The organism is Actinomadura sp. 7K534 (assembly GCF_004348575.1).
In the GTDB taxonomy this organism is placed as follows: Bacteria; Actinomycetota; Actinomycetes; order Streptosporangiales; family Streptosporangiaceae; genus Spirillospora; species Spirillospora livida.
In genome coordinates this window covers 1-25990 of the sequence record NZ_SMKB01000097.1, presented here as the reverse complement: position 1 = coordinate 25990, position 25990 = coordinate 1, and the positions used below count along the sequence as shown (strand labels likewise).

At 71.1% G+C, this 25990-nt stretch carries 26 protein-coding genes; 16 read left to right on the top strand and 10 right to left on the bottom strand.

Annotated features, from left to right (window positions below; translation table 11 throughout):
* Positions 1–146: 146 nt before the first annotated feature.
* Together E1266_RS19875 and E1266_RS19870 are read right to left on the bottom strand one after the other, a co-directional pair.
* The gene (locus tag E1266_RS19875; RefSeq protein ID WP_132049085.1) at positions 147–944 is read right to left on the bottom strand and encodes an enoyl-CoA hydratase-related protein; all 798 of its coding nucleotides are present in this window, start codon (positions 942–944) and stop codon (positions 147–149) included.
* A 4-nt stretch (positions 945–948) separates the two neighbouring features.
* Positions 949–1851: an SDR family oxidoreductase gene (locus tag E1266_RS19870; RefSeq protein WP_132049083.1), complete on the bottom strand. Its 903-nt coding sequence runs from the start codon at positions 1849–1851 to the stop codon at positions 949–951.
* A 264-nt stretch (positions 1852–2115) separates the two neighbouring features.
* On the opposite strand from E1266_RS19870, the gene E1266_RS19865 reads away from it, so the two are divergent.
* The 7 genes from E1266_RS19865 to E1266_RS19835 all read left to right on the top strand — a co-directional run bounded on the left by E1266_RS19865 (position 2116) and on the right by E1266_RS19835 (position 10903).
* Positions 2116–3183 (top strand): dihydrodipicolinate reductase, encoded by a 1068-nt coding sequence (locus E1266_RS19865; RefSeq protein ID WP_132049081.1) that lies wholly within the window; start codon positions 2116–2118, stop codon positions 3181–3183.
* Positions 3184–3232: 49 nt separating this feature from the next.
* Complete coding sequence (locus tag E1266_RS19860) at positions 3233–4141, top strand: glutathione S-transferase family protein (protein WP_132049079.1); 909 nt, start codon at positions 3233–3235, stop codon at positions 4139–4141.
* 61 nt (positions 4142–4202) lie between these two features.
* Complete coding sequence (locus tag E1266_RS19855; protein WP_132049077.1) at positions 4203–4874, top strand: AIM24 family protein; 672 nt, start codon at positions 4203–4205, stop codon at positions 4872–4874.
* 265 nt (positions 4875–5139) lie between these two features.
* Positions 5140–8883 carry a multifunctional oxoglutarate decarboxylase/oxoglutarate dehydrogenase thiamine pyrophosphate-binding subunit/dihydrolipoyllysine-residue succinyltransferase subunit gene (locus tag E1266_RS19850; protein WP_132049075.1) on the top strand — a complete coding sequence of 1248 codons (3744 nt, stop codon included), beginning with the start codon at positions 5140–5142 and terminating at the stop codon, positions 8881–8883.
* 113 nt (positions 8884–8996) lie between these two features.
* Positions 8997–9179, top strand: a complete 183-nt coding sequence (locus E1266_RS19845; RefSeq protein ID WP_132049073.1) for a DUF6104 family protein — start codon at positions 8997–8999, stop codon at positions 9177–9179.
* A 121-nt stretch (positions 9180–9300) separates the two neighbouring features.
* Positions 9301–10122, top strand: coding sequence for a DUF4097 family beta strand repeat-containing protein (locus E1266_RS19840; RefSeq protein WP_132049071.1), 822 nt, complete (start codon positions 9301–9303; stop codon positions 10120–10122).
* Between the two features lie 7 nt (positions 10123–10129).
* Entirely contained in the window at positions 10130–10903 is a 774-nt protein-coding gene (locus E1266_RS19835; protein WP_132049069.1) for a PadR family transcriptional regulator, read from the top strand.
* A 30-nt stretch (positions 10904–10933) separates the two neighbouring features.
* Here E1266_RS19835 and E1266_RS19830 read toward each other — a convergent pair whose 3' ends face one another.
* The 4 genes from E1266_RS19830 to E1266_RS19815 form a co-directional block, all read right to left on the bottom strand.
* Entirely contained in the window at positions 10934–11902 is a 969-nt protein-coding gene (locus tag E1266_RS19830; RefSeq protein WP_132049067.1) for a zinc-binding dehydrogenase, read from the bottom strand.
* 76 nt (positions 11903–11978) lie between these two features.
* Positions 11979–12731 carry an amino acid ABC transporter ATP-binding protein gene (locus E1266_RS19825; RefSeq protein ID WP_132049092.1) on the bottom strand — a complete coding sequence of 251 codons (753 nt, stop codon included), beginning with the start codon at positions 12729–12731 and terminating at the stop codon, positions 11979–11981.
* A 62-nt stretch (positions 12732–12793) separates the two neighbouring features.
* A complete protein-coding gene (locus E1266_RS19820; RefSeq protein WP_132049065.1) occupies positions 12794–13708 on the bottom strand; it encodes an amino acid ABC transporter permease in 915 nt (304 codons plus the stop codon).
* 4 nt (positions 13709–13712) lie between these two features.
* On the bottom strand, positions 13713–14627 hold the full coding sequence (locus tag E1266_RS19815; protein ID WP_132049063.1) for an ABC transporter substrate-binding protein: 915 nt from the start codon (positions 14625–14627) through the stop codon (positions 13713–13715).
* Positions 14628–14974: 347 nt separating this feature from the next.
* Here E1266_RS19815 and E1266_RS19810 point away from each other — a divergent pair, with 347 nt between their 5' ends.
* Positions 14975–16165 (top strand): NADP-dependent malic enzyme, encoded by a 1191-nt coding sequence (locus E1266_RS19810; RefSeq protein ID WP_279436336.1) that lies wholly within the window; start codon positions 14975–14977, stop codon positions 16163–16165.
* Positions 16166–16331: 166 nt separating this feature from the next.
* Complete coding sequence (locus E1266_RS19805) at positions 16332–16895, top strand: CGNR zinc finger domain-containing protein (protein ID WP_132049061.1); 564 nt, start codon at positions 16332–16334, stop codon at positions 16893–16895.
* Here E1266_RS19805 and sodX read toward each other — a convergent pair.
* On the bottom strand, positions 16796–17245 hold the full coding sequence (gene sodX, locus E1266_RS19800; protein ID WP_243718617.1) for a nickel-type superoxide dismutase maturation protease: 450 nt from the start codon (positions 17243–17245) through the stop codon (positions 16796–16798). The two genes, E1266_RS19805 and sodX, sit on opposite strands and share 100 nt — an antisense overlap.
* A gap of 185 nt (positions 17246–17430) precedes the next feature.
* Here sodX and sodN point away from each other — a divergent pair, with 185 nt between their 5' ends.
* Positions 17431–17832: a superoxide dismutase, Ni gene (gene sodN, locus E1266_RS19795; RefSeq protein WP_207945770.1), complete on the top strand. Its 402-nt coding sequence runs from the start codon at positions 17431–17433 to the stop codon at positions 17830–17832.
* 62 nt (positions 17833–17894) lie between these two features.
* On the opposite strand, the gene E1266_RS19790 is transcribed toward sodN, so the two are convergent.
* A complete protein-coding gene (locus E1266_RS19790) occupies positions 17895–18365 on the bottom strand; it encodes a GNAT family N-acetyltransferase (protein ID WP_132049057.1) in 471 nt (156 codons plus the stop codon).
* A gap of 178 nt (positions 18366–18543) precedes the next feature.
* Here E1266_RS19790 and E1266_RS19785 point away from each other — a divergent pair, with 178 nt between their 5' ends.
* Positions 18544–18972, top strand: coding sequence for an anti-sigma factor (locus tag E1266_RS19785; protein WP_132049055.1), 429 nt, complete (start codon positions 18544–18546; stop codon positions 18970–18972).
* Between the two features lie 62 nt (positions 18973–19034).
* Entirely contained in the window at positions 19035–19820 is a 786-nt protein-coding gene (locus tag E1266_RS19780) for an RNA polymerase sigma factor SigF (protein ID WP_132049087.1), read from the top strand.
* A 54-nt stretch (positions 19821–19874) separates the two neighbouring features.
* Here the strand turns inward: E1266_RS19780 and E1266_RS19775 are convergent, their stop codons facing one another.
* Entirely contained in the window at positions 19875–20393 is a 519-nt protein-coding gene (locus tag E1266_RS19775) for a hypothetical protein (RefSeq protein ID WP_207945769.1), read from the bottom strand.
* Positions 20394–20492: 99 nt separating this feature from the next.
* Between E1266_RS19775 and E1266_RS19770 the strand changes: the two genes are divergently transcribed.
* Positions 20493–21434, top strand: a complete 942-nt coding sequence (locus E1266_RS19770) for a diacylglycerol kinase family protein (protein WP_132049053.1) — start codon at positions 20493–20495, stop codon at positions 21432–21434.
* A gap of 312 nt (positions 21435–21746) precedes the next feature.
* A complete protein-coding gene (locus tag E1266_RS19765) occupies positions 21747–22013 on the top strand; it encodes a WhiB family transcriptional regulator (protein WP_132049051.1) in 267 nt (88 codons plus the stop codon).
* A 187-nt stretch (positions 22014–22200) separates the two neighbouring features.
* On the opposite strand, the gene E1266_RS19760 is transcribed toward E1266_RS19765, so the two are convergent.
* Positions 22201–23871, bottom strand: coding sequence for a PAS domain-containing sensor histidine kinase (locus E1266_RS19760; protein WP_132049049.1), 1671 nt, complete (start codon positions 23869–23871; stop codon positions 22201–22203).
* A gap of 75 nt (positions 23872–23946) precedes the next feature.
* Here E1266_RS19760 and E1266_RS19755 point away from each other — a divergent pair, with 75 nt between their 5' ends.
* Both E1266_RS19755 and E1266_RS19750 read left to right on the top strand, forming a co-directional pair.
* Positions 23947–25119, top strand: a complete 1173-nt coding sequence (locus E1266_RS19755) for an 8-amino-7-oxononanoate synthase (RefSeq protein WP_132049047.1) — start codon at positions 23947–23949, stop codon at positions 25117–25119.
* Between the two features lie 37 nt (positions 25120–25156).
* On the top strand, positions 25157–25960 hold the full coding sequence (locus E1266_RS19750) for a GntR family transcriptional regulator (RefSeq protein ID WP_229808584.1): 804 nt from the start codon (positions 25157–25159) through the stop codon (positions 25958–25960).
* Positions 25961–25990 lie beyond the last annotated feature (30 nt).

Sequence of the window (25990 nt, the reverse complement as noted above, 5' to 3'; positions counted from 1 at the left end):
GGCCCCCTGGGCCCCCACCCGGCCCTGGCACGCCTGGCCGCACTCCGCTACGTAGAGGCACTGTCTTCTGCCCTGGCTCAGTAGTCCAGGGGGCGCCCCCTTCGAAACCGAGGGGTCGTGCGGCTCGGCCGCACGACCCCTGGGGATCAGCGGTTCTTGAACTTCGGGGGGCGTTTCTCCATGGTCGCGGTCATGCCCTCGGGAAGGTCTTCGGTGAAGAAGGCCAGGGTCTGTACCGCGGTCTCGGCCTGGAGCTGGGCGCGGAGGCCAGGGGCGTCCAGGGCCGTGTTGAGCAGTTCCTTCGTGCGGCGCAGGCCGTACGGGGACTTCGCGAGCAGTTCGTCGGCCAGGGCGTGCGCGGCCTCCAGGTCCGCGCCCTCGGCGCTGACCTCGGTGACGAGGCCGAGGGCCTCGGCGCGGGACACGTCCAGCCGCTGGGCGCGGTAGAAGATCTCCGCGGCCCTGGCCGGGCCGACCAGCCGGGGCAGCAGCCAGGACAGGCCGCAGTCGCCGGCCGACAGGCCGAGGTTCACGAACGGCACGACGAACCGGGTCGTCGGGTCGGCGACCCGCATGTCGCAGGCCAGCGCCCAGGACACCCCCATGCCCGCGACGGGGCCGTGCAGGGCCGCGATCACCGGCTGCGGGATCTCCCGCAGCCGCGCGGTGACCTCGCCGCCCCGGGCGATGCCCCGGTAGAGGCGCTGGACGCGTCCCTCCGAGCTCTCCTGCCCAGGGTCGCCGCCCTGGATGTCCATGCCCGAGCAGAAGCCGCGGCCCTCGCCGGTGAGCACGACCACCTGGGTGTCGGGGTCGCGCGCCAGCTCGTTGAGGACGTCGAGCATCTCCTCGGTCAGTGCGCCGTCGACGGCGTTCAGGCGCTCCGGCCGGGACAGGGTGATGGTCAGCACCCCGTCCCGGCGGTCGAGCTTGATCCCGCCCAACGTCTCAGGAGGTGAGCTGCTGGATGAGGGGGCCCATCTGCTCGCCCACGTTCTTGAAGACGGTCAGCGGCTCGGCGGCGTTGATGGCCGCCCAGTTGTCCCGGACGTCCTCGACGCTCAGCGTCTCCTTCTGCCCGTACCCGGGGCCCTCCGCCACGAAGATCTTCGCGATGCGGCCGCCGCCGACGGTGTAGACCTCGCCGGAGTCCTCGTTGCTCTCGTGGACGAGGTAGGCGACCAGCGGCGTGACCTGGTCGACGCCGAGCTTGTCGGCGAAGTCGGCGGGGAGCAGGTCCTCGGTCATCCGGGTCCAGGCGACCGGGGCGATCGCGTTGGCCTTGATGTTGTACTTGGCGCCCTCCTGCGCGAGGGTCTTGGTGAAGCCGACGAGGCCCATCTTGGCCGTGGCGTAGTTCGCCTGCCCGAAGTTGCCGAACAGGCCCGCGGGCGAGGACGTGTTGACGATCCGGCCGTAGCCCTGCTCGCGCAGCTGCGACCAGGCGGCGCTGGAGACGAGGAACGAGCCGCGCAGGTGGACGGCGATGACCGCGTCGAACTCCTCCGGCGACATGTTCTTGAACGACTTGTCGCGCAGGATCCCCGCGTTGTTGATGACGATGTCGACCTTGCCGAACTCGTCCAGCGCCGTCTTGATGATCGCCTGCGCGCCCTCGGGGGTCGCCACGTTGTCGGGGTTGGCGACGGCCTCGCCGCCGTTCTTCTTGATCTCGTCCACGACCTCCTGGGCGGGCCCGGCGGAGGCGCCGACACCGGACCGGTCGCCGCCGAGGTCGTTCACGACGACCTTGGCGCCGCGCGCGGCGAGCTCCAGCGCGTGCTGGCGGCCGAGGCCGTGCCCGGCCCCGGTCACGACCGCCACGCGGCCGTCGTAGCGCAGTTCCGACATCCCTGTCTCCTCACATCGCACATCGCACCGACTTCGCCCCCTAGGAAATCACCCGGGGGTTACCCAGTGGTACCACTAAACCGAATCCCGCTCGGCCGCGGCCCCCGGTGTTTCTTCCCGCCCGCGCCGCCGCGCAGTCCTGTGCGCCGCGGGACCCGAGCGAAAGATGCGCTAAATGCCGCTTTCGCCGGGGCTGTCGGCGTAGTCTCCTCCCGTACGGGTCCACTCATCGACGCCGCGAGGAACAACGGAGGTTCCGTCTCGATGAGCACAGCCGACGCGTTTCCCCAGGGCCCGCGCCCCTACCGAGTCGTGCAGTGGGCGACGGGCGCGGTCGGCCGGAGCGTGATCAGCGGGGTCCTCGCCCGGGACGACATGGAGCTGGCCGGCGTCTGGGTGCACGCGCCCGAAAAGGCCGGAACCGACGCCGGTGTCCTCGCCGGACGCGACCCCGCCGGGGTCATCGCGACCGCCGACCTCGACGACATCCTCGCGCTCGACGCCGACTGCGTCGTCTACGCGCCGAGCCCGACGCCCGACAGGTCGGCCGAACTCGACCTCGTCTGCGCGCTGCTGTCGTCCGGCAAGAACGTCGTCTCCCTGAACGGCTTCCTCTACCCCCGGGCGCACGGCCCGCACTACGTGAACGAACTGGAGCAGGCGTGCAAGCGGGGCCGCGCCTCGGTGCACGGCAGCGGGATCAGCAACGGCTTCATGGCCGACGCCATGCCGCTGATGCTGACGCGGCTGTCCCGGCGGATCACCCACGTCTACGCCCGGGAGGTCTCCGACTTCGCGCGGCACCCGTCCTGGCGGATGGTCCACCGGATGCTCGGCTTCGGCAAGGACGAGGACGCCTACCGGCGCGCGCTGCGGCCCGCCCGCACCGCGATGAGGGCGCTGTACTCGGAGAGCCTGCACCTGGTCGCCGCCGGGCTCGGGATCGACCTGGACGAAGTCGACCTCGACGTAGACCACCGGCTCGCCCGCACCGACCTCACCACCGCCGCCGGGCCGATCCCGCGCGGGACGGTCGCGGCCGCCCGCTGGCGGTTCAGCGGCCTGGCCGGCGGACGCCCCGTGATCACCATCGAGGTCGTGCACAAGGCCAGCGCCGGGGAGATGTGCGAAGAGTGGGGCCGTCCCGGGTACTCGCTCCGGGTGGACGGCGAGCCCTCCCTCACGCTGGCGGCCGACAGCGAGTGGGTGTCCGATCCGATCTCCGCCGCCACCGCCCACGCGCTGAACGCCGTCCCGGCCGTCTGCGCCGCCGAGCCGGGCATCCGCACCCACCTCGACCTCCCGATGATCGGCGGCCGGATGCGGGTCTGAGCGCGGCGGCTATCGTGGGCGGCGGGCCCGTCGACGGAGGGAGCACGACATGAGCGTCCAGGAGGTCGAGGGAGGCCGGTTCGTCCGGCAGGCGAACCGCTTCACCGAGCGGATCACCGCCGACGGGTCGAGCGGCCTGCCCGCCGAGCCCGGCCGCTACCGGCTCTTCGTCTCGTACGCGTGCCCGTGGGCGCAGCGCACCCTGATCGTCCGGCGCCTGCTCGGCCTGGAGGACGCGATCAGCGTCGCCGTCGTCGACCCGATCCGCGACGAGCGCGGCTGGCGCCTCCCGGAGCGCGACCCCGTCACCGGCGCGGTGTTCCTCTCGGAGCTGTACCTCGGCACCGACCCGTCGTTCGAGGGCCGCTACACCGTCCCGTGCATCTGGGACACCGGGACAGGGCGCCTGGTCACCAACGACTTCCCGAACATCACCACGATGATGGAGACGGAGTTCACCGCCCATTACCGCCCGGACGCGCCCGACCTTTACCCGGAGGCGCTCCGTCCCGAGATCGACGAGCTGAACGACCTCGTCTACCGGACCGTCAACAACGGCGTCTACAAGTCCGGGTTCGCCACCGCCCAGGACGCCTACGAGGACGCGGTAGAGGCCCTCTTCGCCACCCTCGACCAGCTGGAGGAGCGCCTCTCCGGCCGCCGCTACCTGTTCGGCGACGAGATCACCGAGGCCGACGTCCGGCTGTACCCGACGCTCGCGCGCTTCGACGCCGTGTACTACTCGCACTTCAAGTGCAACGTGCGGCACCTGACGGACTACCCGAACCTGTGGGGCTACGCCCGCGACCTGTACTCGGTCCCCGCGTTCGGCGAGACCACGAACTTCGACCACATCAAGCGCCACTACTACGTGACGCAGCGCAACATCAACCCGTCCGGGGTCGTCCCCAAGGGCCCCTTCATCGACTGGACCGCACCGCACGACCGGGATCGCTGACCTCGGCACGTCGTTATGCTGACGAACCGCAACAGCCGCAACGAGAGAGACGAACCCGACCATGCGTAGCCAGTTCTTCGGAAACATGGACCAGGGGCAGCAGCTCCCCGGCCACTTCGCCCTCCAGAACTCCAAGATGCTCCGGATCCACCTCAACGGCGACGTCCTGGCGCGCCAGGGCTCCATGGTGGCCTTCCAGGGCCAGATGGAGTTCGACTACGAGGGCGCCGGCGGCATCGGCAAGTTCATGAAGAAGGCCCTCACCGGCGAGGGCGTCCCGACAATGCGCGTGAAGGGCCAGGGCCTGCTGTTCGTCGCCAACGACGCCGACGACATCCACCTGTTCTACCTGGAGAACGAGGGACTGACCGTCAACGGCGCCAACATCCTCGCCTACGACGCGCACCTGCAGTCCGACATCCAGCGCGTCCAGGGCGCGGGCATCGCCGCGGGCGGCCTGTTCAACACCACGCTCACGGGTACCGGCTGGGTCGCCCTGACCACGCACGGCACCCCCGTCATGCTCGACGCCGGCCGCGCCCCCACCTTCGTGGACGGCCAGTCCGCCGTCGCGTGGAGCACCGCCCTCCAGGTGGGCGTCAACCGCACCTTCAAGGCGAGCGCCCTCATCGGCCGCGGCAGCGGCGAGGCCATGCAGCTGGCCTTCCAGGGCCAGGGCTTCGTTCTGGTCCAGGCCAGCGAAGGCCCGACGGTGGCCCCGCACACCCACTGAGCCGGCACGGCACAGGCGCCTCTAGCCGAAGTTACGGTCCTAACTTCGGCGAGTAGCGCCGAACGGAACGCACCCGCCCCGGCTGCGGGAAACCTGATCGCGCGGCGAGCCGCCGGGCGATGCGGCGATCACGCGCGGGTCCCCCGGCGGGACGGCAGTCCAGGGGCTGACCGCCGAGGACAATGCCATCAAACACAGCCGGAACGAGTAGCCTTGACGCGTCTAAGAAATTACCTGCGAGCTGCGGAAGAGGGCGATCTCCGCCGTGTCGACAGAGTCGTCGCAATCTAGTGCCGACCCAACGATGACTGACTTCGGTGCCAACGAGTGGCTGGTCGACGAGCTGTACCAGAAGTACCTCGAGGACCCGACCTCGGTTGATGAGGCTTGGTGGAGCTTCTTCTCGGACTACCAGCCGGACAGCCGGCCGGGTTCGGTGAAGTCCGCGTCCCCCGGGGCGCCCCAGGCACCCGACGGGAGCGCCGCCCCGAAGTCCCCGAACGGTACCGCGGCCGCCCCGCCGACACCCGCGCGGCCGGTCGAGCCCCCCAAGGCCCCCTCGAAGGGCGCCCCGCCGAAGGGCAAGGCGAAGGCCGCGCCGAAGGCCGACAAGAAGCCGGCGCCCCCGCCGGTGCCCGAGGGCGCCGAAGAGGTGCGGCTGCGCGGTGTCGCCGCCCGGACGGCCAGCAACATGGAGACGAGCCTGGGGGTGCCGACCGCGACGAGCGTGCGGACCATCCCGGCCAAGTTGCTGATCGACAACCGGATCGTCATCAACAACCACCTGAAGCGGGGCCGCGGCGGCAAGGTGTCGTTCACGCACCTGATCGGGTACGCGACGGTCAAGGCGCTCGCCGCGATGCCGGAGATGAACGCCGCGTACACCGAGGTGGACGGCAAGCCGGTCATGATCCGGCCGGAGCACGTGAACTTCGGGCTGGCGATCGACCTGCAGCGCGGCGACGGGACGCGGCAGCTGGTGGTGCCGAGCATCAAGGCCGCCGAGACGCTGGACTTCCGCCAGTTCTGGGCCGCCTACGAGGAGATCGTCCGCAAGGCGCGCAACAACAAGCTCACCATCGAGGACTACCAGGGCACCACGATCAGCCTGACGAACCCGGGCACGATCGGGACGGTGCACTCGGTGCCGCGGCTGATGGCCGGCCAGGGGGCGATCATCGGCGTCGGCTCGATGGAGTACCCGGCGGAGTTCGCGGGCGCGTCCAGCGACACGCTGTCGCGGATGGGGATCAGCAAGGTGATGACGCTGACCTCCACCTACGACCACCGGATCATCCAGGGCGCGCAGTCCGGCGACTTCCTGCGCCGCATCCACGAGCTGCTGCTCGGCGCGGACGGCTTCTACGACGAGATCTTCGAGGCGCTGCGCATCCCGTACGAGCCGGTGCGCTGGGTCAAGGACATCTCCGCGTCGCACGAGGACGACGTCGCCAAGGTCGCCCGCGTCCACGAGCTGATCCACGCCTACCGGGTGCGCGGCCACCTGATGGCCGACACCGACCCGCTCGAGTACAAGCAGCGGCGGCACCCCGACCTGGACATCCTGCAGCACGGCCTGACCCTGTGGGACCTGGAGCGCGAGTTCGCGACCGGCGGGTTCGGCGGCAAGGCCACGATGAAGCTGCGCGACATCCTCGGCGTGCTGCGGATGGCCTACTGCCGCACCGTCGGCATCGAGTACATGCACATCCAGGACCCGGAGGAGCGGGCCTGGATCCAGGAGCGCGTGGAGGTCCCGCACGACAAGCCGTCGCGCGAGGAGCAGCTGCACGTGCTGCGCCGGCTGAACAGCGCCGAGGCGTTCGAGACGTTCCTGCAGACGAAGTTCGTCGGGCAGAAGCGGTTCTCGCTGGAGGGCGGCGAGTCCGTCATCCCGCTGCTGGACTCGGTGATCTCGGCGGCGGCGAAGGCCAGCCTGGACGAGGTCGTCATCGGCATGGCGCACCGCGGCCGGCTGAACGTCCTCGCGAACATCGTCGGCAAGTCCTACGGGCAGATCTTCGGCGAGTTCGAGGGCAACCTCGACCCGCGCAGCGCGCAGGGCTCCGGTGACGTGAAGTACCACCTCGGCGCGTCCGGGGACTTCGTCGCCGACGACGGCTCCAAGATCCACTGCGAGCTGGTGGCGAACCCCTCGCACCTGGAGACGGTCGACCCGGTCCTGGAGGGCGTCGTCCGCGCCAAGCAGGACGTGCTCGACGTCGGCGAGGCCGGGTTCAGCGTGCTGCCCGTGCTGCTGCACGGCGACGCCGCGTTCGCCGGGCAGGGCGTGGTCGCGGAGACGCTGAACCTGTCGCAGCTGCGCGGCTACCGCACCGGCGGCACCGTGCACGTGGTGATCAACAACCAGGTGGGCTTCACCACCGCGCCCGAGTACTCGCGGTCCAGCGTCTACTCCACCGACGTGGCCCGGATGATCCAGGCGCCGATCTTCCACGTCAACGGCGACGACCCGGAGGTGTGCGCGCGGGTCGCGCGGCTGGCCTTCGAGTACCGGCAGACGTTCAAGAAGGACGTCGTCATCGACATGGTCTGCTACCGGCGCCGGGGCCACAACGAGGGCGAGAACCCCTCGTTCACCCAGCCGCTGATGTACGACCTGATCGACGCGAAGCGCTCGGTGCGCAAGCTGTACACCGAGGCGCTGATCGGCCGCGGCGACATCACGGTCGAGGAGGCCGAGCAGGCGCTCCGCGACTACCAGGAGCAGCTGGAGCGCGCCTTCACCGAGACCCGCGAGGCGGTGAAGAAGCCGCAGGAGCCGGGCTCGGTCGTGAAGCCGGACGTCGAGGAGCGCATCCCGATCGACCACGGCAAGGCGCCGACGGCGATCCCGCAGGAGACCGTGAAGCGGCTGATCGAGTCGCAGGTCAGCCTGCCGGAGGGCTTCACCCCGCACCCGCGGCTGCAGCCGATCCTGCAGCGCCGCGCGCAGATGATCGAGGACGACGCGATCGACTGGGCAACCGGCGAGCTGCTGGCGATGGGCTCACTGCTGATCGACGGCCACCCGGTGCGGCTCGTCGGCCAGGACACCCGGCGCGGGACGTTCGGCCAGCGGCACGCGGTCCTCGTCGACCGCAAGACCGGCGAGGAGTACACCCCGCTCAAGCAGTTCGGGCAGGGCGTGTCGAAGTTCTACGTGCACGACTCGCTGCTCAGCGAGTACGCGGCGATGGGCTTCGAGTACGGCTACTCGATGACCCGCCCGGACGCGCTGGTCTGCTGGGAGGCCCAGTTCGGCGACTTCGCCAACGGCGCCCAGAACATCGTGGACGAGTACATCTCGTCGGGCGAGCAGAAGTGGGGCCAGCACTCCGGCGTCGTGCTGCTGCTGCCGCACGGCTACGAGGGCCAGGGCCCGGACCACTCGTCGGCGCGCATCGAGCGCTACCTGCAGCTGTGCGCGCAGGACAACATGACCGTGGTGTACCCGACGACCCCGTCGAACTACTTCCACCTGCTGCGCTGGCAGGTGCTGTCGGGCCGGCACAAGCCGCTGGTCGTGTTCACGCCGAAGTCGCTGCTGCGGCTGAAGGCGGCGACGTCCGCCGTCGCGGAGATCACCGGCGGCGCGTTCCTGCCGGTGATCCCGGAGAGCGACCCGGCGATCGACCCGAAGGGCGTGCGGCGGGTGCTGCTCACCACCGGCAAGATCTACTACGACCTGGTGAAGGCGCGGCAGAGCGCGGGCGCGACCGACACCGCGATGATCCGGGTCGAGCGGCTGTACCCGCCGCCGGTGGACGAGATCAAGGCGGAGCTGGCCAAGTACCCGTCGGACGTCGAGGTCGTGTGGGTGCAGGACGAGCCGGCGAACATGGGCGCCTGGCCGTTCATGGCGCTGAAGCTGCCGCACCACATCGAGGGCCTGCGGATGTCGCGGGTGTCGCGTCCGGCGTCGTCGTCGCCGGCCGTGGGTTCGGCGAAGCTGCACCAGGCGGAGCAGGAGGCCCTCATCGCCCGGGTGTTCGGCGAGCAGAAGTAGCCGGTCGCCGGGGTCTCCCCCGGCGGGGATGACGTGGGTCCGAGGGCTCCGGTGCGCCGCACCGGAGCCCTCGGTGTCGTGGGCAGCATCGTAGGAAGTGGAAATCCAGGACCATGTACTTCACCGATCGGGGCATCGAGGAGCTGACGGACCGGCGCGGGGAGGAGGAGGTCAGCCTGACGTGGCTGGCGGAGCGGCTCCGCGAGTTCGTGGACCTCAACCCCGAGTTCGAGACGCCCGTCGACCGGCTCGCCACCTGGCTGGCGCGGCTGGACGACGAGGACGACGACGGGTGACCCCGGTGGTGGCCGGGACCGCCCCGGTTCCGGCCGGAAACGCGATACATCTTGACTTTTGGCGAACGCGACATATCGTGTTTACTGGTCACAGAACGCTCGGACGAAGGGGCAGAGCCCGATGTCGCGCTGGACGATCGACGAACCGACCACCCTCGACTTCGACGGCGTCGTCGCGCTGCGCGCCACGCTGATCGCGGGGGACGTCTCCGTGCTCGCCTCGGACGAGCGGCCGTCCGTGCTGGTCGGCGACGTCGAGGGACCGCCGCTGATGATCACCCATGAGGCCGGGATGCTGACGATCACCCACGAGAAGCTGTGGGAGGGCGTGCTGAGCTGGCTGCGCACCCAGAAGTGCCGCGCGTCCATCACGGTGACCGTCCCGCACGACTGCCCCGTCACCCTCAACCTGGTGTCGGCGGACGCGGTCGTGACCGGCATGAAGGCCCGCACGTCCATCAAGAGCGCCTCCGGCGACGTGACGCTCGACGAGGTCGCGGGCGCGATCGACGCCAACACCGTCTCCGGCGCGATCGAGGCGCAGGGCCTGGACGGGACGGTGTCGTTCACGTCCGTGGCCGGCGACCTGTCGCTGGCCGGCGGGTCGCTCGACCGGCTGGCGGCGCGGGCGGTCAGCGGGCGCATCGCCGCCGACGTCGACCTGGCGGCCGGCAGCCGCGTCGACGTCAACACCGTCTCCGGCGAGGTCGCGCTGCGCATCCCCGAGTCCGCGGACGCGCAGGTCGTGCTGAACTCGGCCGCCGGGCGGATCGACACGTCCTTCCCCGAGCTCGGCGAGCAGGACCGGCCCGTGGCCCGCAGTGTCGCCGGGAAGCTCGGGAACGGCTCGGGACGGCTCACCGTCAACACCGTGTCCGGCCCGGTCACCCTCATCGGCCGCGACGACGCACCCGGCACCACCGCACCCCGGATGGAGAAGTGAGGACCACGTGAGCCCCGTTTTCGGCCACGGTCGCCTGCGGCTGTACCTGCTGAAGCTGCTGGAGGAGAGCCCGCGGCACGGCTACGAGGTGATCCGGCACCTGCAGGACCGGTTCCTCGGGGTCTACTCCCCCTCCCCCGGCACGATCTACCCGCGGCTGGCCCGGCTGGAGTCGGAGGGCCTGGTCACCCACGAGGTGATCAAGGGCAAGAAGGTGTACTCGCTGACCGACAAGGGCCGCGAGGAGCTGGAGCGCCGGATGGACGAGCTGGCGGACCTGGAGGAGGAGATCTCCGCGTCCGCGCAGGAGTTCGCGCGCGGGGTGCAGGAGGACGTCCGGCAGACCGTCCGGACGCTGCGCGAGGAGCTCACCCAGGCCGCCCGCACGATGCGCGACCAGGGCAGGGCCACGTCCAAGGAGGCGTGGAAGGAGACCGCCGACCGGCAGAAGGACGAGTGGCGGCGGCAGAAGGAGTACTGGCGCGAGCAGAAGCAGGCGTGGAAGGAGGAGTGGCGGCAGAACTGGGACGACGCGTGGAAGACCGCGACCGGCACCCGCGAGGACGTCGCCCGCCTCAAGCTGGAGCGCCTGCTCCGCACGTTCGTCGAGGACGTCCGCAAGTCCGCCGTGAAGTCACGGCTGGACGATGACGGCCTCGCCGCCGTCCAGGCGATCCTCGACGAGGCCCGCGCCCGCCTGAACGACGAGGTCCTCCACCGGAAGCCCGGCGAGGACGAGGACGCGGACCCTGGCGAGAGCCGGGACGGCGGCACGCCGTGACCGGGACGCCCCGGCCACGGCGCCGCCTGCTCACGGCGTGAAGACGACCTTCCCGAAGAGGTCGCCGGTCTCCATCGCGGCGAAACCCTCCCTTGCCTGGCTCAGCGGGAGCGTCCGGTCGATCAGCGGCCTGGTCCCCGTCTTGACCAGGAACCGCGCCAGCCGCTCCAGCTGGTCGCGCGTCCCCATGGTGGAGCCGACCACCTGCAGCTGGAGGAAGAACACCCGGTTCAGCTCCGCGGGCGGCACCTGGCCGCTGGTGGCGCCCGACACCACGATCCGGCCGCCCGGCCGCAGCGACTTCAGCGAGTGCGACCACGTCGCCTGCCCGACCGTCTCGATGACGGCGTCCACCCGCTCGGGGAGCCGCGCGCCCGTCTCCAGGACCGCGTCCGCCCCGAGCTCCCGCGCCCGCCTGCGCTTGGCCTCGCTGCGGCTGGTCGCGTAGACGCGGAAGCCGGCCGCCGACGCGAGCGCGATCGCGGCGGTCGCGACGCCGCCGCCCGCGCCCTGCACCAGGACGGACGAGCCGGGCTGCAGCCCCGCCTTGTCGAACAGCATCCGGTAGGCGGTGAGCCACGCGGTCGGCAGGCAGGCCGCCTCCTCGAACGACAGCTCGGCGGGCTTCGGGACGAGGTTGCGGCGCGGCACCGCGACCCGCTCGGCCAGCGTCCCCGGATGGGTCTCCGACAGCAGCGACCGCTTCGGGTCGAGGGTCTCGTCGCCGCCGCCCCGCGCCGGGTCGCCGATCACCGAGTGGACGATGACCTCGTTGCCGTCCTCGTCGGTCCCGGCCGCGTCGCAGCCGAGGATCATCGGGAGCCTGTCGGCGGGCAGGCCGACGCCCTTGAGCGACCACAGGTCGTGGTGGTTGAGCGCCGCGGCCTTCACCGTGACGGTCGTCCAGCCGTCCGGTACCTCGGGTTCGGGCGCCTCCCCCACGGTCAGCCCGGTCAGCGGATTGTCTGCGTCGATCTGCGTAGCGGTGACAGCGAACATGAACGCACACTAACGGCCCGGCCGGAACGGCGGGCGGCCCGCCCCCGGACGGGAGGCGGGCCGCCTGCGGAACCGGTCAGAGGACCTTGGACAGGAAGTCCTGCGTGCGCTGGTGCTGCGGGTTCGCGAGGACCTCGCGGGGCGTGCCCTCCTCGACCACGACGCCGTCGTCCATGAAGACCAGCGAGTCGCCGACCTCGCGGGCGAAGCCCATCTCGTGGGTGACCACGACCATGGTCATGCCGCTGAGGGCGAGCTGCTTCATGACGTCCAGGACCTCCCCGACGAGCTCGGGGTCCAGCGCGGAGGTCGGCTCGTCGAACAGCATTAGCGCGGGCTCCATGGCGAGCGCCCGCGCGATCGCCACCCGCTGCTGCTGCCCGCCGGACAGCTGCGACGGGTACACCTGCGCCTTGTCGGCCAGCCCGACGCGCTCCAGCAGGGTGAGCGCCCGCGACCTGACCTGGTCCTTCGGCTGGCGCTTGACCCACACCGGCGCCCCCATGACGTTCTCCAGCGCCGTCATGTGGGGGAAGAGGTTGAACCGCTGGAACACCATGCCGATCTCGCGGCGCTGCGCGGAGACCTCCCGGTCGCGCAGCTCGTAGAGCTTGCCGCCCTGCTGCCGGTAGCCGACCAGGTGGCCGTTCACCCACAGCCGGCCCGCGTTGATCTTCTCCAGGTGGTTGATGCAGCGCAGGAACGTCGACTTGCCGGACCCGGACGGGCCGACGACGCACATCACCTCGCCCTGCCGCACCTCCAGGTCGATGCCCTTCAGCACCTCCAGCCGGCCGAACGACTTGTGCACCCGCTCGGCCTTCACCATCAGCCCGCCGCTCTCCGGCGCCGGCGTCTTGGCGAGGGGATCGGTCACGTTGTCACCTCCGCTCATTGGCCGCCGCCTCCGCCCCGGAAGCGCATCCGCTGCACGCGCGCCGACCCGTTCTTGCCGACGCCCCGGCTGAAGTGCCGCTCGATGTAGTACTGGGCGATCATCAGCACCGAGGACAGCAGCAGGTACCACAGGCACGCCATCACCAGCATCGGGATGATCTTGTAGGTGCTGGCGTAGATGGTCTGCGCGGTGAAGGTCAGCTCGGAGAACGGGACGGCCGCGACCAGCGAGGTGTTCTTCATCATGGAGAGCACCTCGTTGCCGGTCGGCGGCACGATGACCCGCATCGCCTGCGGCAGCACGATCCGGCGCATGGTCTGCATCCGGGACATGCCGAGCGCGCTCGCCGCCTCCTGCTGGCCCTCGTCCACCGACAGGATCCCGGCCCGGACGATCTCCGCCATGTAGGCGGCCTCGTTGAGGATCAGGCCGAGCCCCGCGGCGAGCATCGGGGTCACCAGCGCCTGGGTCTGCCACGTCTGGAACTCGGGCCCGAACGGGATGCCGATCCCCACGGTCGGGAACAGGCTGCCGATCGCGCCCCAGATGAGCAGCTGCGTGTACAGCGGGGTGCCGCGGAAGAACCACAGGTAGAACCAGGCCGCCCCGCTCAGCAGCGGGTTGGCCGACAGGCGCATCAGCGCGAGGACCGTCCCGAGCACCATGCCGCCGATCATGGCGGCGATGGTCAGCAGGATCGTGTTGCGGACACCGCGCAGCACCGCGTCCGAGGTGATGTACTTCCGCTGCTCGGGCCACTCCAGCGCGTCGCTCGTCAACAGGAAGTTGATGAACATCGCGACGAGGACCACCACGACCGCCGCGGCGACCCAGCGGCCGGGATGCCGGACGGGGACGGCCCGAATCGCTTCGGGCCGTCCCTTCTCGACGTCGTCGTCGACCGTCATGCGATCAGCTCTCGGCGGCGTTGATCTTCGGTTCCGTGATCGCGCCGCTCTCCACGCCGTTGTCCGTCAGGATCTTCGTGTAGGTGCCGTCGGCGATCAGGGCCTTGACGGCGCCGAGGACGGCGTCCTTGAACTGGCCGGCGTTCTTGCCGAGCGCGTAGCCGTAGGGCGCGGTGTCGTAGGTCTCGCCGATGATCTCCAGCTTGCCGGTCTTCTTCACCGCGTCGCCGATGATCGGCGAGTCGGCGGCCATCGCGTCGATCTTGCCCGCGACGAGGTCGTTGTTCACCTCGGTCTGCTGCTTGCGGACGACCTGCTTGATGGCCGGCTTGCCCGCGTCGGTGCACTCCTTGCTCTTCGCGGTCAGGTCCTCGACCTGCACGGTGCCCTGCTGGACGCCGATGCTCTTGCCGCAGGCGTCGTCGGGGTTGACGCCCTTCGGGTTGCCGGTGAGCGCGGCCCAGGAGGTCCCGGCCGTGTAGTAGGTGACGAAGTCGACGGCCTTCTCGCGCTCCTTGTTGTCGGTGAACGAGGAGACGCCGATCTCGTACTTGCCGGACTGGACGCCCGGGATGATCGTGTCGAAGCCCGCGTTGTGGTACTCGGTCTTCAGGCCGAGCTTGGCGGCGACGGCGTCGAAGAGCTCGATGTCCCAGCCGACGATCTTCTGCGAGGCGGGGTCGACCGACTCGTTCGGCGGGTAGGACGCGTCCACGCCGACGACGATCTTGCCGTCGCTCTTGATCGCGTCCGGGACCATGGCGCTCAGCTCGGCGTCCGCACTCGTGTTCGCGGCGCCGGAGCCGCCCGAGCCTTCCGTGTCGTCACCGTTGTCGCCACATGCGGACAGGGCGAGGGCGCCCGTCAGCACGAGCGCGCTCGCCGCGACGGCGCGGCGGCGCAGAGAACCGATGATCATGGTCCCCCTCCAAGTGGTTGCGTTGGATCCGGAACGGATCCAAAGGTCAGGTGCATATTTTGGCGTATAACGCCCCTGATCTGGATAAAGGGTCCGAAACAATCACGCAACGGCTCCGCCCGCCGCGCCCCCGGCAACCGCCCAGGTAGACGCCTCGGCCTGCCTGTGGTCACCGTCACGTGACGGTTGCCACCACCCTGCGCCCAGGGTCCGCCAGAACCTGTATGAGAGAATCGGACAACGGGTGACCCCCGTACGTCGCGAGATGACCTCCAGGTGACCGGCCACCACGCCGCACCACCGCGGCGGCATCGCAAGAAAGCCAACTTTCACTGACAGGGGTCGCTGTGGCTGCTGAGCCCAATCCCAACGAACCGTCCTCGTACGACGACGATCCGGCGTTCCCGCTGCACCGCGGCGGCAAGCTGGAAATGCGCTCGACCATTCCGGTGCGCAACAAAGACGATCTCTCGCTGGCCTACACCCCCGGCGTCGCCCGGGTGTGCACCGCGATCGCCGACCACCCCGAGCTGGCCTACGACTACACCTGGACGTCCAGGGTCGTCGCCGTCGTGACCGACGGCACCGCCGTGCTCGGGCTCGGCGACATCGGCCCGGCCGCCTCCATGCCGGTCATGGAGGGCAAGTCCCTGCTGTTCAAGGAGTTCGCCGACGTCGACTCCGTGCCCATCGCGCTGAGCACCACGGACGTGGACGAGATCGTCGACACCGTGATCCGGATGGCGCCGAGCTTCGGCGGCATCAACCTGGAGGACATCAGCGCCCCGCGCTGCTTCGAGATCGAGGACCGGCTCCGCGCCGCGCTCGACATCCCCGTCTTCCACGACGACCAGCACGGCACCGCCATCGTCGCGCTCGCCGCGCTCAAGAACGCGGCGCGCCTGGTCGGCAAGCCGCTGTCGGAGCTGCGCGCCGTCGTGGCGGGCGCGGGCGCGTCCGGCATCGCCGTCTCCAAGATGCTGATCGAGGGCGGCATCGGCGACATAGCGCTGTCCGACAGCAAGGGCCTCATCTACCAGGGGCGGGACGGCCTCAACCCGGTCAAGACGAAGATCGCCGAGATCACCAACCGGTCGTGCCTCAAGGGCTCCACCGAGGAGGCGCTGCGCGGCGCCGACGTTTTCATAGGGCTGTCCGGCGGCACCGTGCAGGAGTCGTGCGTCGCGACGATGTCGGAGCACGCGATCGTCTTCGCGCTGTCCAACCCCACCCCCGAGGTGCACCCCGAGGTCGCGCTCCGGCACGCCAAGGTCGTGGCGACCGGCCGCAGCGACTACCCGAACCAGATCAACAACGTGCTGGCGTTCCCGGGCATCTTCCGCGGCGCGCTGGACGTCCGCGCGTCCGCGATCACCGAGGGCATGAAGCTGGCGGCGGCCAACGCGCTGGCCGACATCGTCGGGGACGACCTGAAGCCCGACTACGTCATCCCCGGCCCGTTCGACGACCGCGTCGCCCCGGCCGTCACCGCGGCGGTGGCCGAGCAGGCCCGCAAGGACGGCGTCAACCGGATCTGATCCGGTCCCCGATGTGATTTCTCCGGGCGGCCGCCCGCCCCGCATCCGTTGGATTCGCGGGCCGGGCGGCCCCCGGCCACGGGCATTTTCTCGCCACGAACACGTATGTTCTTCGTCATGTGGGAATAACTCCTGGCCAATCTGGTCGAGTCCGTCAGGAGGGCCTGTGAACCTCGCCTCTTACGCAGACCTGGCGGTCGACCTCGTGAACACGCGGCGCGACCAGGAGGACGACCTGCGCGACCTCGAAGGGCTGCGGGCCCTGCTGTCGCAGCGGCCGCATCTCGGGGGGCGGATCGCGCACCGCGAGCTCGACGCCATGCGCGCGCTGCGCGACCAGCTCCGCGCGATCATCGTCGCGGCCGCCCGCGGGGACGAGGACGACGCCGTCGAGCGCCTCAACACGCTGCTCATCCACCACCCGGTCCACCCGCAGCTGGCACGGCACGACGGCCAGGGGTGGCATCTGCACTTCAACGAGTCCGGCTCGATACCGGACCGTTATGCCGCGCGGACCGCCATGGGCCTCGCCGCGGAGATCGCAGCCGAGGGCGTCGGCCGGTTCGGGCTCTGCCGGGCGGAGGGCTGCGGCCGGGTGTTCCTCGACACCACCGCGAGCCGCTCGCGCCGCTACTGCTGCGACCGCTGCGCCGGACGGGCCGGCGTGACCGCCGCCTGCAGCCCGATCGCACCGCGCGTGACCGTCCCGGCGCGCGAGAGCGGCCAGTAGCGGGCGACGACCCGTCCCACGACGAGCCGGTCGGGCACCGCGCCGAAGTCCCAGCTGTCGCGGCGGCCCGCGGCCGCCTGGTTGTCGCTCTCCAGCCACCACCCGCCGCCGTCCGCGCGGACGGCGCGCTTGACGATGAGGAGCTCCGGCCGCTCCGGGTGCCGCGCGACGACGACGTCGCCGGGCACGGGGCGCGCCCCCGCGCGCACCAGCAGCCAGTCCCCCGGCCGCAGCCCCGGCAGCATCGAGTCCCCGGTGACCTCGACGGCCCGCAGCCGCCGCGGCACGGCCGCCGCGAGCACCGCCGCCGCGGCGGCGAGCCCGCACAGCAGGGCGCCGCGCATCCCCATGATCCTCCTCGTCCCGCCCGCATAGATCGCGGGCCGGGGGCATCAACACGCTGGAAGGGTTCCGGGCCGCGCCGCGGTCCGGGTCTTAGGCCGAAATACCGAGCGCCCTGGCCGGACGTGGCCGGTGGCACAAGGGTAATGTCGGTGACCTGAGCATGATCCGCAACGAGGGAAGGGATGAGCAGGTGTTGCTCAAGCTTCTGCGCCCGAAGACGAAGGTCTCCGCGCACTGCGACCTGCCGTGTGGCGTCTACGACCCGGCGCAGGCCCGGATCGAGGCCGAGTCGGTCAAGGCGATCACTGAGAAGTACGCGGCCAACGAGGACCCCGAGTTCCGCGCACGGGCGATCCTGATCAAGGAGCAGCGCTCGGAGCTGGTCAAGCACCACCTGTGGGTGCTGTGGACCGACTACTTCAAGCCGCCGCACTTCGAGAAGTACCCGCAGCTCCACCAGCTGTTCAACGAGGCGACCAAGCTCGCCGGCGCCGGCGGCACCAAGGGCAGCATGGACACCAAGGTCGCAGACGACCTGCTCGCGAAGATCTCGGAGATCGACAAGATCTTCTGGGAGACCAAGCAGGGCTGACGCGCCCGGGAGCGGAGGCCCGGCCGGCCACCGGCCGGGCCTCCGCCATGTCCGGGCGGAGGTCACCCGCGGGCGGCCTTGGTGAGGGTGTCGCCGGTCAGGCGGTACACCGTCCACTCGTCCTGCGGGCGGGCGCCCAGGGACTCGTAGAACTCGATGGTGGGCCGGTTCCAGTTCAGGACCGCCCATTCGACTCGCTCGTAGCCGCGGGCGTCGGCGATCCGCGCCAGTTCGATGAGGAGCGCCTTGCCGTACCCGTGGCCGCGGGCGTCCGGATCGACGAACAGGTCCTCCAGGTAGATGCCGTGCGTGCCGTTCCAGGTGGAGAACGTCAGGAACCACAGCGAGAACCCGACGACCTTGCCCTCGTGCTCGGCGATGTGAGCGAAAACCTTGGGCTCGTCACGGAAGAGGCTGTCGCGCAGTTGCTCCTCCGTGACCTTCACCTCGTGGAGGGCGCGCTCGTATTCGGCCAGGTCGCGGATCAGGCGCATGATGTCCGGAAGGTCGTCCGGAGTCGCGGATCGGATCACACGAGCAGATTATCCGTCCTCCCTGACCGTGATGCACGCCTCGCCGCGCCGGGGTTTGGGACGCGTTCGTTGACGTCGGCGCGGACATCGGTGAGAAAGCCACGCGCGGCGAAGTCTCCGAGTGGGCTCAGCAGGCGGTAGTTTCGGTACCAGCGGGACCATCCTGCGAGGGAGTGACGTGACCGAGGAAACCGCTGCAATGCCGACCAGTACGAAGTTGTCCGTCCGCGACGTGGTGACCGTGCGGCTGCCCGCCGCGAGCGCCTACCTGTCCGTGCTGCGGACGGCCACCGCCGGCCTCGCGGCCCGGCTGGACTTCACGCTGGACGAGATAGAAGACCTGCGCATCGCCGTCGACGAGGCGTGCGCGATGCTGCTCGCCCAGGCGGTGCCCGGAACCGATCTCGTCTGCGAATTCGAGCTGACCGGGGAGGCCGTGCGCATCTCCGTCTCCGTGCTCACCGTCGACGGGGAGGAACCCAGCCGCGACACCTTCGCGTGGACGGTCCTGTCGTCGCTGGCGGGTGAGGTCGACGCCCGGGTGGGCGCCGACGACCGGGTCACCGTGACGCTGCAGAAGCGGCGCGGTGCGGCGGGGGCGCCGTGACGGAGAAGACGACCACCGAGCAGACGGCCGCGGGCCAGCCGGCGGAGCCGGCGGCGCCCGAGGTGACCGTCGAGCGCACCGAGAGCGCGGTCCCCGACCGGGCGCGGGCGCGCGCCCTGTTCGAGCGGCTCTCCCAGCTCCCCGAGGGCGACCCGGAGCGCCAGCGCATCCGCGACCAGCTCGTGGAGCTGCACCTGCCGCTGGTGGAGTACCTCGCCCGCCGCTTCCGCAACCGCGGCGAGTGGCTGGACGACCTGATCCAGGTCGCCACGATCGGGCTGATCAAGTCGATCGACCGGTTCGACCTGGAGCGCGGCGTCGAGTTCTCCACGTACGCGACCCCCACCATCGTCGGCGAGATCAAGCGGCACTTCCGGGACAAGGGCTGGGCGGTGCGCGTCCCGCGCCGGCTGCAGGAGCTCAAGCTGTCGCTGACCAAGGCGATCAGCGACCTCGCCCAGCGCGAGGGCCGGGCGCCGACCGTCAGCGAACTGGCGGCGCACCTGCAGATGAGCGAGGAGGAGGTGCTGGAGGGCCTGGAGTCGGCGAACGCCTACTCCACCGTGTCCCTGGACGCCCCCGACTCCGGCGACGAGGACGCCCCCGCGGTGGCCGACTCGCTCGGCATGGTCGACGAGTCGCTGGAGGGCGTCGAGTACCGCGAGTCCCTCAAGCCGCTGCTGGAGAAGCTGCCCGCGCGCGAGAAGAAGATCCTGCTGCTGCGGTTCTTCGGCAACATGACCCAGTCGCAGATCGCGGCGGAGCTGGGCATCTCCCAGATGCACGTGTCGCGGCTGCTCGCGCGCACCCTCGCGCAGCTGCGGGAGGGCCTCACCGCGGACGAGTGACCGGCCGGACGGCGTGATCATACGGCGCCGAGGCCCCGGGGCCTCGGCGCCGGATCATTTCTTCGTGGGCTGCTCTTTCAGGCGGTCCATGAGGCGCTGCCCCAGCGAGCGCGGCTCCCCGGGCGCCGTCTCCGCCGCCGCGGGCTCCGCGGCGTCGCGGGTGGCCTTCCCCCCGTCCCCGGCTTCTTCCTCGTCGTCGTCGAAGAGCCAGGCGGTGCTGGGCGGGCTGAGCACCGTGATCAGCGTGAGGACGGCGGCCAGCCCCAGCGGGACGGCGAACGCGAGCTGCCCGCTCTGCCACAGCGACCACGCGACCGGCAGCGCGAAGAACTGCGTCAGCACCGTGGGCGCGCGGCTCCACTGCTCGGCGCGCAGCAGCCCCCGGGCGCAGGCGAGCATGCCGAGGCCGCCCGCGAGCGCGAGGACGGTCACGCCGATCGCACTGGCCGGGTCGACCGCGGCGCCGGTGGCCGTCTCCACGCCGGTGAAGACGCCGACTCCGATGGCGGCGAGGCCCTCCGCCGCCTCCAGGGCGGCGGCGGCCTGCACGGTGATGGGGCGACGCTTCAACACGTTCGAAACCCTACTCCCGCCGGGGAGCGGCCCGGCGCCCACCCGAGAACGACGCGAACGCGGGGCGAACGCATACGGAACGCTCGATACCCTGACGCCGTGCGCGCCATGCTCATCGCCAACCCCAAGGCGACCTCCACCTCCCGGCGGGCCCGCGACATCCTGATGCGGGCCTTCTCCGGCGACCTCGACCTCGTCCTCGCCGAGACCGGCCACCGCGGCCACGCGACCGAGCTGGCCCGCCAGGCCGCCGTGAACGGCTACGACGTCGTGATCGCGCTCGGCGGCGACGGCACGGTGAACGAGGCCGTCAACGGACTGCTCGCGGACGGGCCGTCCCCCGACCTGCCTGCGCTGGCGGTACTGCCGTCCGGCAGCGCGAACGTCTTCGCGAAGACGCTGGGCCTGCCCGCCGACCCGGTCGGCGCGACGAAGTCCGTGCTGGAGGCGCTGCGCGCGGGCCGGTACCGGACGGTCGGCCTCGGGACGGCGTGCCATCAGGGCGGCGCCGAACGCTACTTCACGTTCTGCGCGGGCGTCGGACTGGACGCCGAGGTCGTCCGGGAGGTGGAGCGCCGCCGCGCCGCGGGCGCCACCGCCTACACGTCCCTGTACGTGCGGACGGCGGTCCGGCATTTCTTCACCGGCACCGACCGGAGGCGTCCCGCCCTCACCCTTGAGCAGCCGGGCCGCCCCCCGAAACCGGGGCTGTTCCTGGCCTTCGTTTCGAACACGTCACCGTGGACGTACATGAACCGCCTCCCGGTGAATCCGAGTCCCAAGGCGAACTTCGCACGCGGGCTGGACGTGTTCGGAATACGTTCACTGGATATCGGCCCGACGCTCGGGGCCGTGGCGCAGATGCTCACGGCCCGTACACGTCCGCTCCAGGGCCGGCACGTGGTCAACGTCCACGACGCTTCCGAGGTCACGCTGCGTGCGGAGCGTCCGGTGGCCTTCCAGCTGGACGGCGACTACCTTGGCGAACAGGACAGTGTGACGTTCCGCTCAGTTCCCAAGGCGCTGCGGGTCGTCATCTGAACCGGCCCACGAGAATGCGCGATCTCATGGCCGCCCAGATGAGAGCCAAGTAACACGATCGTCTTCCGGGTGTGACACATGCGACACCCATACTTTGAGAATCCTTTCTCAAAGGTCTTGCGTCTGCCCGCGCCCCCCTGACACGCTCAAAGTGCGTATCCGAGACAGGGGCCCCAACGTCGCCGGCCTCCCGCTCGCAGCGCCGCCGAACATTCATCCCCGGACCTGGCCCTCGCCACCTGGGCGTTCGCGACATGTGAAACCGTTCACAAATGTGGAGTTGCTCCACACCCTGACGAAGGAGTGGACCGCATGGACTGGCGCCACCGCGCAGCCTGCCGTGACGTGGACCCCGAGCTGTTCTTCCCGATCGGCAACACCGGGCCCGCGATCCTGCAGATCGAAGAGGCCAAGCAGGTATGCCGGCGTTGTGACGTGACCGACGCCTGCCTGCGCTGGGCCCTGGAGTCCGGCCAGGACTCCGGCGTCTGGGGCGGCATGGGCGAAGACGAACGCCGCGCCCTCAAGCGCCGCAGGAACCGCAGTATTCAAAGCAGCGCCCTCGGCGTCAGGCGCTAGGCGCCTTCCTTCAACGGGCACTGCGCGCGATCGCTGCATCGCTCCGGCTCGCCTAGGGGCTCGCTGCGCGATCAGGTTTCTCGCAGGCTCGAAACCTGCCTTCGGACGCGATCGCAAGCGTTGAGGTCCTTGCGGGGTTGCTGTGGTGGCTGATGTCCGTGCGCATGGGTGCGCCTTGCTTTGCTGGTCAGGTTCGTCTGTCCAGGCGGTGGTTGTGGTCTAGGGGGATGTCCACGGTCACTTCGGTGCCGCCGCCTGGGCGGGGGGAGAAGTCCAGGCGGCCGCCCAGTTCTCCGACGATCAGGGTCCGGACGATCTGCAGGCCGAGGCTGTCGGTGCCCTCCACGTCGAAGTCGGCGGGGAGGCCGACGCCGTCGTCGGCGATGGTCGTCACCAGGCGGCGGCCGGTGGGTTCCGCGGCGTCCTCGGCGGGCGCCTCGCGGGACTCGTGGTCGCCGGCCTCCGGCCACTCCCCCCAGACCTCCACGCCGCCCCGGTCGCGCACCTCGCCCTCGCCGTAGCGGTGGGCGATGACCTCCAGCGTGCCGAAGCGGTTCACCAGGCCGTGCTCCAGGGCGTTCTGCAGGAGTTCGGTGAGCGCCATCGCGAGCGGCGTGGCGACCTCGGCGGGCAGGACGCCGAAGCTCCCGGTCCGCTTCGGCGCCACCCTGGTCTCGGGGGTGGACACCTCCGCCGCCATCGTGATCACCCGGTCGGCGATGTCGTCGAAGTCGATCAGTTCGTCGGGGGTGTGCGACAGCGTCTCGTGCACGATCGCTATGGAACCCACGCGCCGGACCGCCTCGTCCAGCGCGGCCCGTCCCTCCGGGATCTGCAGCCGCCGGGCCTGGAGCCGCAGCAGCGCCGCGACCGTCTGCAGGTTGTTCTTCACCCGGTGGTGGATCTCCCGGATGGTGGCGTCCTTCGTCAGCAGCTCCCGGTCGCGCCAGCGCAGCTCGGTCACGTCCCGGCACAGCACGACCGCGCCGATCCGCGTCCCGCCGACGACCAGCGGGATCGTCCGCAGCTGCATGATCGAGCCGCGCGACTCGACCTCCACCTCGCGGGGCGCCCGGCCGGACAGGACGACGCTCAGCGCCTCCTCCATCGGCTCGCCCGTGTCGCACAGGTCCGCGGTGATCTGCCCGAGCGACTCGCCGACCAGGTCCGCCGGGTAGCCGAGCCGCCGGTAGGCGGACTGCGCGTTGGGGCTGGCGTAGGTGACCCGGCCCGAGCGGTCCAGCCGCATCAGCCCGTCGCCGACGCGCGGCGAGCGGACCATGTTCGGCTCCTCCCCCGGCACCGGGAACCGCCCCTCGGAGATCATCGTCGCGAGGTCGCTGGCGCTCTGCAGGTAGGTCAGCTCCAGCCGGCTGGGGGTGCGCGCCGAGCTGAGGTTGGTGCTGCGCTGGATCACGCCGAGGATCTTGGCTCCGCGGCGCACCGGGATCGACTCCTCCCGGACGGGGATGCCGCTGCCCCACTCGGGGTCGCCCTCCCGGACGATGCGCCGCTCCCGCCACGCCACGTCGATCAGGCCGCGGCGGCCCGTCCGGACGACCTTGCCGACGAGGTCCTCCGGGTAGGCCGTGGGGCCGGTCGTCGGGCGCATCTGCGCGATCGCCACCCAGCCCGGCACGGTCGCACCGGTGTCGAGCGCGCCGCGCTGGCCGCGCCCCCCGCGGGACGCCGCCTCGGCGGGCAGCGCGGCCGACGACCGCAGCGGCACCCAGAGCAGCAGGTCCGCGAAGGACAGGTCGGCGAGGAGCTGCCAGTCCGACACCAGCGCGTGCAGCCACTCCAGGTCGTCCTCGGTGAGGTCGCTTTGGTCGCGGACGAGATCCGCCAAGGTAGGCACGCCACCATCATCGCCGATGCGTTCCGGTGCGGGGCCCCTCCCCCGGCCCCGGCGGCGCCCTGGCAGGATTCCCGCATGACCGCAGGACGAGACCCCCTCGCCAGGTTCCGGGACGCGGCCGCGCGGCGCGCCGAGGCCGGGCTGCGCCGGACGCTGCGCCCCCGCCCCGGCGGTCCGGACGGCCCCGCCGACCTGGCGTCCAACGACTACCTCGGGCTCGCCGGCGACCCGCGGCTGATCGAGGGGGCCGTCGCCGCCGCCCGCGCCTGGGGCACCGGCTCCACCGGGTCGCGCCTCGTCACCGGGACCACCGAGCTGCACGCCGAACTGGACCGGCGGCTCGCCGCGTTCACCGGCAGCGCCGCCGGGCTCGTCTTCTCCTCCGGCTTCCTCGCCAACCTCGGCGCCGTCACCGCCCTCGCCGGGCCCGGCACGCTCGTCGTGTCCGACCAGGTCAACCACGCCTCGATCGTGGACGCGTGCCGGCTGTCGCGGTCCCGCGTCGCGATCGTCCCGCACCGGGACGCCGACGCCGTCGAGCGGGCGCTGGCCGAACGCGACGAGGACGACGCCGTCGTCGTCACCGACGCCGTGTTCTCCGTGGACGGCGACCTCGCGCCGCTCGGCGCCCTGCACCGCGCGGCCCGCGCGCACGGCGCGCTGCTGGTGGTCGACGAGGCGCACGCGCTCGGCGTCGTCGGCGACGGCGGCCGGGGCGCCGCGCACGCCGCCGGCCTCGCGGGCGAACCGGACGTGGTCCTCACGCTCACGCTGTCGAAGTCGCTGGCGGCCCAGGGCGGCGCGGTCCTCGGCGCCCCCGAGATCATCGACACCCTCGTCGACACCGGCCGGTCGTTCATCTTCGACACCGGACTGAACCCGCCCGCCGCCGGCGCCGCGCTCGCCGCGCTGGACGTCCTCGAAGCCGACCCCGGCCTGCCGTCCCGCGCCCGCGACCGCGCCCGCCGCATCGCCGCGCTCGCGGCCGGTTCCGGCCTGGAGACCGCCGAGCCCGCCGCGGCCGTCGTCCCGGTGTACCTCGGCGAGCCGCACGCCGCCGTCCGCGCGGCCGGAACCTGCGCCGAGCACGGTCTTCGCGTCGGCTGCTTCCGCCCGCCGTCGGTGCCGAAGGGCCGCGCGTGCCTGCGCCTGACCGCCCGCGCGACGCTGGGCGAGGCGGACCTCACACGCCTCGGGGCGGCCCTGGCGGAGGTCGCTTCTTCTACCGCCCGTAGTCTGCACGCATAACATCGGGGAGAACCGGTGATGAACGTGAGGAGATGCCGTGACGGAGGTCAGGGGCGGGCCCCGGCACGGGGGCGGAGTCGACCACGGATTCGACCGGGCCTCACTCGGCGGCATCGGTAAGCGCCACCCGAACCAGGCCCCCCGCATCCCGAAGTACTACAAGCTCAAAGAGCTGCTCGTGGAGCTGATCCAGTCGCTTCCGCCGGGCAGCCCGCTACCCCCGGAGCGGACCCTCGCCGAGAAGTACGAGACGTCCCGCACCACCGTCCGCCAGGCCCTCGCCGAGCTCGTCGTCGAAGGCCGGCTCCAGCGCATCCAGGGCAAGGGCACCTTCGTCGCCAAACCGAAGGTGTCGCAGGAGCTCCAGCTCGTCAGCTACACCGAGGACATGCGGCACCACGGGCTGCGCCCCGAGACCCGCATCCTGGAGGCCGGCTACGTCAGTGCCGACGAGCGCCTCGCGACCCTCCTGTGCATCCGCCCCGGCGGCCGGGTCCTGCGCGTCCACCGGCTCCGCCTCGCCGACGGCGAGCCCATGTCGATCGACACGTCCCACCTCCCCGCCCGCCGCTTCCCGGGCCTGCGCCGCGAGCTGCCGCGGCACCGCTCCCTGTACGAGACGCTCGCCACGGCCTACGACGTCCACCTGACCGAGGCCGAGGAGACCATCGAGACCGTCCTCGCGACCCCCCACGACGCGCAGCTCCTCGGCGTGGACGTCGGCCTCCCGATGCTCCTGCTCTCCCGGCACGCCTTCGACACCACCGGCCAGCCCGTCGAATGGGCCCAGTCCCTCTACCGAGGCGACCGCTACAAGTTCATCACCCGCCTCCGCCGCTGACCTCCGCCGCTGACCTCCGCCGCTGACCCC

Excerpts from the sequence above, each read along its gene's own strand:
- E1266_RS19870 (WP_132049083.1), bottom strand. The coding sequence starts at position 1,851 with ATGTCGGAACTGCGCTACGACGGCCGCGTGGCGGTCGTGACCGGGGCC.
- E1266_RS19865 (WP_132049081.1), top strand. The coding sequence starts at position 2,116 with ATGAGCACAGCCGACGCGTTTCCCCAGGGCCCGCGCCCCTACCGAGTC.
- E1266_RS19860 (WP_132049079.1), top strand. The coding sequence starts at position 3,233 with ATGAGCGTCCAGGAGGTCGAGGGAGGCCGGTTCGTCCGGCAGGCGAAC.
- E1266_RS19855 (WP_132049077.1), top strand. The coding sequence starts at position 4,203 with ATGCGTAGCCAGTTCTTCGGAAACATGGACCAGGGGCAGCAGCTCCCC.
- E1266_RS19845 (WP_132049073.1), top strand. The coding sequence starts at position 8,997 with ATGTACTTCACCGATCGGGGCATCGAGGAGCTGACGGACCGGCGCGGG.
- E1266_RS19840 (WP_132049071.1), top strand. The coding sequence starts at position 9,301 with ATGTCGCGCTGGACGATCGACGAACCGACCACCCTCGACTTCGACGGC.
- E1266_RS19830 (WP_132049067.1), bottom strand. The coding sequence starts at position 11,902 with ATGTTCGCTGTCACCGCTACGCAGATCGACGCAGACAATCCGCTGACC.
- E1266_RS19825 (WP_132049092.1), bottom strand. The coding sequence starts at position 12,731 with ATGGTGAAGGCCGAGCGGGTGCACAAGTCGTTCGGCCGGCTGGAGGTG.
- E1266_RS19820 (WP_132049065.1), bottom strand. The coding sequence starts at position 13,708 with ATGACGGTCGACGACGACGTCGAGAAGGGACGGCCCGAAGCGATTCGG.
- E1266_RS19815 (WP_132049063.1), bottom strand. The coding sequence starts at position 14,627 with ATGATCATCGGTTCTCTGCGCCGCCGCGCCGTCGCGGCGAGCGCGCTC.
- sodX (WP_243718617.1), bottom strand. The coding sequence starts at position 17,245 with ATGGGGATGCGCGGCGCCCTGCTGTGCGGGCTCGCCGCCGCGGCGGCG.
- E1266_RS19765 (WP_132049051.1), top strand. The coding sequence starts at position 21,747 with ATGGACTGGCGCCACCGCGCAGCCTGCCGTGACGTGGACCCCGAGCTG.
- E1266_RS19755 (WP_132049047.1), top strand. The coding sequence starts at position 23,947 with ATGACCGCAGGACGAGACCCCCTCGCCAGGTTCCGGGACGCGGCCGCG.